At 71.4% G+C, this 5,146-nt stretch carries 5 protein-coding genes and 1 pseudogene; 5 read left to right on the top strand and 1 reads right to left on the bottom strand.

Translation table 11 applies throughout. From position 1 onward, the window contains the following. Nucleotides 1-136: 136 nt before the first annotated feature. The 5 genes from E0497_RS20195 to E0497_RS20175 are packed head-to-tail and all read left to right on the top strand — an operon-like array spanning nt 137 to nt 4,829. The gene (locus E0497_RS20195; RefSeq protein ID WP_137726582.1) at nt 137-973 is read left to right on the top strand and encodes an MlaE family ABC transporter permease; all 837 of its coding nucleotides are present in this window, start codon (nt 137-139) and stop codon (nt 971-973) included. A gap of 1 nt (nt 974) precedes the next feature. Beyond that, entirely contained in the window at nt 975-2,048 is a 1,074-nt protein-coding gene (locus E0497_RS20190; RefSeq protein WP_241665998.1) for an MCE family protein, read from the top strand. Next, on the top strand, nt 2,045-3,067 hold the full coding sequence (locus tag E0497_RS20185) for an MCE family protein (protein WP_137726581.1): 1,023 nt from the start codon (nt 2,045-2,047) through the stop codon (nt 3,065-3,067). Before E0497_RS20190 ends, E0497_RS20185 begins: the two co-directional genes overlap by 4 nt. After that, the gene (locus tag E0497_RS20180) at nt 3,064-4,035 is read left to right on the top strand and encodes an MCE family protein (RefSeq protein WP_137726580.1); all 972 of its coding nucleotides are present in this window, start codon (nt 3,064-3,066) and stop codon (nt 4,033-4,035) included. Before E0497_RS20185 ends, E0497_RS20180 begins: the two co-directional genes overlap by 4 nt. Beyond that, nucleotides 4,032-4,829 carry an MCE family protein gene (locus E0497_RS20175; RefSeq protein WP_241665997.1) on the top strand — a complete coding sequence of 266 codons (798 nt, stop codon included), beginning with the start codon at nt 4,032-4,034 and terminating at the stop codon, nt 4,827-4,829. The genes E0497_RS20180 and E0497_RS20175 overlap by 4 nt, the downstream gene beginning before the upstream one ends. Nucleotides 4,830-4,839: 10 nt before the next feature. Here E0497_RS20175 and E0497_RS20170 read toward each other — a convergent pair. Then, nucleotides 4,840-5,146, bottom strand: a pseudogene (locus tag E0497_RS20170) (ISAs1 family transposase); the annotation flags it as partial.

The following is a 5,146-nucleotide window of genomic DNA, read 5'->3' as shown; positions in this document are numbered from 1 at the left end:
CACGCGACGTCGGCATTCCTACTGCGACAACACATCCCCGAACGCCTACGAACGCCACTTCTCCGATAGCATCGGCGACGCAGCGTAATCCACCCCTGTGTCCACTATCCGGGGGTAAGGCCCGTTCGACACGCGGGTGCGTCTGCGCCGGGCTGCCCGGCCGGTGGACGCCGTGTACGGCGGGTTCGCCGATGTGGGCCGGCACGTCACGTTCTACGGCCACGCGGTGGCGTCGTTGCCGTATGCGGCGGTCCGCTACCGCAAGCACGTCCTCACCCAGATCGGTGAGGTGAGTTTCGGTAACCGTTCGCTGCTGTCGGGTGGTGGGACGGTGGGGATCGTGTTCGCGATGTCGTTGGCGGCGGCGATGATGTTGGGCGTCGAAACGCATCGCGGTCTGGAGTTGATCGGCATGTCGACGCTGTCGGGGATGCTGTCGGCGATCGCGAACACCCGCGAGCTGGCGCCGGTGGTGGTGGCGATCGCGTTGGCGGCGAAGGTGGGGACGGGGTTCACGGCGCAGTTGGGGGCGATGCGGATCTCCGACGAGATCGACGCGCTGGATTCGATGGCGGTGCGGTCGATTCCGTTCCTGGCGGGCACGCGGGTGCTGGCGGCGATGGTGTGTGTGCTGCCGATCTTCATGATCGGACTGTTGGCCAGCTATCTGTCGACACGGCTGGTGATCGTCTTGTTCAACGGGGCGTCGGCGGGCACGTACGACTACTTCTTCCACCTGGCGCTGTCGCCGATCGACCTGGTGTACGCGGCGGTCAAGGCGATCGTGTTCGCGGCGGTGGTGGCGCTGGTGCACTGCGCGTACGGCTATTTCGCGTCGGGTGGCCCGGCCGGGGTGGGGCAGGCGGCGGGGCGGGCGTTGCGGACGGCGATCCTGGCGATCGGCGTCCTGGACGTGCTCATGACGTTCGCGCTGTGGGGTCTGGTGCCCACCGTCCCGGGGATGGGGGTGTGACGTGCGCCGCCGCGGGACGAGTACCGCGGTGTTCGCGGTGCGCGGCGCGGTGGCGACCGTGGCCGCGGTGGCGGTGGGCACGCTGATGGTGCTGCACGGCACCGGCCGGCTGGACCGCGACCCGGAGGTGACGGTGGAGGTGCCGGCCGCGGTCGGGTTGATCACGGGGGAGGCGCCGGTGCGGTTCCACGGCGTGAACGTGGGCCGCATCGCCGGTATCGAGCCGGGAGTGGACGCGTCGCGGGCACGGCTGCAGATCGATGCCGACGCGATCGGCCGGATCCCGGCGTCGGTGACGGCGCGGGTGCTGCCGCGAACCTTCTTCGGCGACATCTACATTCAACTGTCCGGGACGCCGGACGGGACCGTGCTCACGGACGGCGACGAGATCCGCATCGACGCCGGCCCGGACGCGGTCGCCCTGTACGACGTGTACGCCAGGCTGGTGGACGTGCTGGACCGGATGCGGCCGCAGCAGATGCAGGTGGCGTTGTCGACGCTCGCGCACGCCCTGGACGGCCGCGGTGCCACGCTCGGCCGGACGGTCGACCGGTTGGCGGCGGCCGCCCCGACGCTGACCCCGGCGGTGCAGGGCCTGCTCGACGCGGCCCCCGATTTCCGGACGGTGCTGGGGTCCCTCGACGCCGCCACCCCGGACGTGCTGGCGACGTTGGAGTCGGTGACGGGCTTGTCCCGCACGGTCGTCGATCACGCGGACGACGTCACCGCCACGATCGGCACCGCCGCCGAATTCGCGCCCACGGTCGCCGATTTCGTGGGCGACAACCGGGACGAGCTGTTGACGGTGCTGGATGCGTCGGGGGTGATCCTGGGGACGGTGGCCGCGAATACGGGTGGGCTCACCGCGACGTTGGAGGGGGCGCGCACGTTCGGGGCGGCGGGGGCGCGGGTGTTCGCGACGGGCCGGTTCGACATCGTCGCGGTGCCCACGTTCACCGATCCGCTGCCGTACACGGCCGCCGACTGCCCGCGTTACGGGACGCTGCCGGGCGAGTGTGGCCCCCCGACGCAGCCCCCGACGCAAATCCCAGAACGACAGGGCCCGGCGCGGTGACGGCCCGCTGGTGGCCGCTGGTGAGGGTGGCGGCGTTCTGCGCGGTGGGGGTGGTGTGCGGGGTGTTGGTGGCGAACACGTTGCCGGTGCCGGTGCGGGGCGCCACGGACGGGTATGCGGCGGTGTTCACGGATGTGGAGGGCCTGCATGTGGGGAATCCGGTGAGGTTGTCGGGGGTGCGGATCGGGCGGGTGGCGTCGATCGGGGTGGCGGGTGCGGCGGACGGGACGCGGACGGCGGTGGTGCGGTTCGAGGTGGCGTCGGCGCACCGCCTGGACGGTGAGGTGACGGCGGCGGTGCGGTATGCGGACATGCTGGGTGCCCGCTATCTGGCGCTCACCCCGCCGGCGGAGCCGAGTGGGCGTCGGCTCGAGCCGGGCGCGACGATCCCGGTGGAGCGGACCACGCCGCCGGTGGATCTGACGGCGTTGATGAACGGGTTCGCGCCGCTGTTCGACGCGCTGGATCCGGGGCGGGTGAACACGCTGTCCCGGGCGTTCGTGGAGACGTTCGCGGGCCGGGGTGCGGCGGTGTCGACACTGTTGGACGGGATCGCCACGCTCGGAACGGATCTGGTGGACCGGCGGGCGGTGTTCGAGGAGTTGACGGCGAACACCACCATGCTGCTCGGCTCCCTCGACACCCGGCAACCGCAACTCGAGGAGCTGTTGACGGGGCTGCGGCAGCTCACCGCGTCGGCGGCGGACAGTGACGCGGACGTGGCGGCGGTGCTCGATCACGGGGATCGGGCGGTGGCGGCGCTGGCGGGCACCCTGTCCCGGTCGGAGGGGGCGATCGGCCGGTCGGTGACGGACGCGACGGCGGTGACGGGGGAGTGGATCGCGAACACCGGCTCGTTCGAGGAGTTCCTGGCGGGGATGCCGCGGTTCGCGGACGGTGTCAACCGGATCAGCCGGTACGGCGGGTTCGTGAGCCTGTATCTGTGCAGTTTCGTGGTGACGGCCGGGGACGTGGAGGCGAACCTGTTCGGGTCGACGCATTCGGAGGTGTGCCGATGATGTCGCGGACGGCGTTGGGGGCGGTGGGGATCGCGGCGCTGGTGCTGGGGTTGGCGGCGGCGATCGGGGTGCCCAAGGCGTGGTATCTGGCGCGGACCAGCCCGTACACGGCGGAGTTGGCGAACGCGAGCGGCCTGTCGGGTGGGGATCCGGTGCTGGTGGCGGGGGTGCCGTCGGGCCGGGTGGAGGGTGTGGAGCTGGCGGGGGATCGGGTGCGGGTGGCGTTCCGGTTGGACGACGGGCAGCGGCTGGGGGATCGGACGACGGCGTCGGTGCGGCTCGAGACGGTGCTGGGGAAACGCTATCTGGAGGTGGTGCCGGCCGGCCCGGTCGACGACGTGGCGGCGGTGATTCCGTTGGCGCGCACCAGCGTCCCCTACAGTCTCGACGACGTGAGCCGGGATGTGACGGCGTCGACGGAGCGGCTCGACACGGCGTCGCTGGAGGCGATGATGCGGACGCTGTCGGAGGTGCTGCCCGATCCGGGGCTGGCGGCGCGGGCGGTCGCGGGGGTGAGTGGGGCGTCGGCGGCGGTCGCGGAGAACGACGAACAGCTGACCCGGCTGCTGACGCTGTCCCGGTCGCTGTCGGATCTTGCGGTGCGGCAGCAGGATTCGATCTCCGAGACGCTGGCGAACGCGCAGACGATCGTGGCGACGCTCACCGTCCGCAAGCAGGTGCTCACCCGGCTGGTACAGAATCTGCGGACGGTGCTGGGCAGCACGGCCCGCACCGTCACCGCCCACGAGGGCGAGCTGGGGCAGCTCACCGACAATCTGGTGGCGGTGACGGACACGTTGCAGCGCAATGCCGACGACGTCGACGCGATCCTGGAGCGGATGCCGGCGGCGCTGCGGGCCGCCACCGACGCGACCGGCAACGGCAGCTGGACGGATGTGACGGCACCGGCGGCGGTGATCCCGGACAGTGCGCTGTGCGCGCTCGGTGTGATGCAGGGCTGCCGGTGACGGGGCGGGCGCGGGTGGCGGCGGCCCTGGTGCTGCTGCTGGTGGTGGCGTCGGGCAGCTGGTTCGTGTTCGGCCGCACCGACACGGCGCGGACGGTGGCGGTGGATTTCGCGTTCGCGAGCGGCCTGTATCCGGGGAGCCCGGTGACGGTGCTGGGGGTGCCGGTGGGGACGGTGACGGCGGTGGAACCGTCGGACACGCACGTGCGGGTGACGGCGTCGGTGCGCGGGGACGTGGTGTTGCCGGCGGACGTGCAGGCGTATGTGTTGAATCCGTCGGTGATCAGCGATCGGCATCTCGAGTTCGGTCCCGCCTACACGGGTGGGCCGCCGCTGGGGGACGGGGCGGTGGTGCCGCTCGAGCGCAGTCACGCACCGATCGAGTTCGACGCCCTGCTGGGCAGCCTGAGCACGCTCACCGAGGCCCTCGGCCCGGACGGCGGGGATGCGGGGGCGCTGCTGTCGCAGTCGGCGGAGGGACTGGCCGGGCAGGGCGGCCCGGTGAATCGGGCACTGCGGAATCTGGGGGCGGCGTCGGGGGTGGTCGGGGCTCGCAGCGGCGACGTCGAGGCGCTGGTCGGGAACCTGAACTCGCTGCTGGTGGCGCTCGACGACCGGCAGGTGAGCATCGACACGCTGGTGACGCAGTTGGGGGAGTTGGGCGAGGAGTGGGCGGCGCAGGATCTCGACATTGCGGCGCCGTTGCAGGATCTGCGGACGGTGTTCGACGCGATGGACCGGTTCGTCGCCGAGCACGGCGACGATGTGGGGTCGGTGGCCAGGGCCCCGGAATAGTCGAATTTCCTCAGGTCAGGACCAGTGCGGCGGCATGATCCGGGTGTCTGGCGTGGTGGCGTAGCGCTTCGGTGATGTTGGTCCAGCCGGCGAGTCGGAGCAGACCGATCGCGAGGTTGCGGCAGGTTGCCATGATCCGCGGAGCCTGTCCGGTGCGGACCTGGGAGAGGTCTTCGGCGAACGCGACGTCCCGGACCCAGTGCAGGCGGTTCTCGATGCCCCAATGCCCCTGGATCCAGGCGGCGAGGACCGCTGGTGGTGCCGCGATGTGGTCGGCGGAGGTGATCAGATAGACCACCTCGACGGTCTTGCGCCCT

It is taken from the genome of Prescottella subtropica, from assembly GCF_005434945.1.
Taxonomy (GTDB): Bacteria; Actinomycetota; Actinomycetes; order Mycobacteriales; family Mycobacteriaceae; genus Prescottella; species Prescottella subtropica.
The sequence above is the reverse complement of the archived record's forward strand: the minus strand, read 5'-3'. Positions and strand labels throughout refer to the sequence as shown.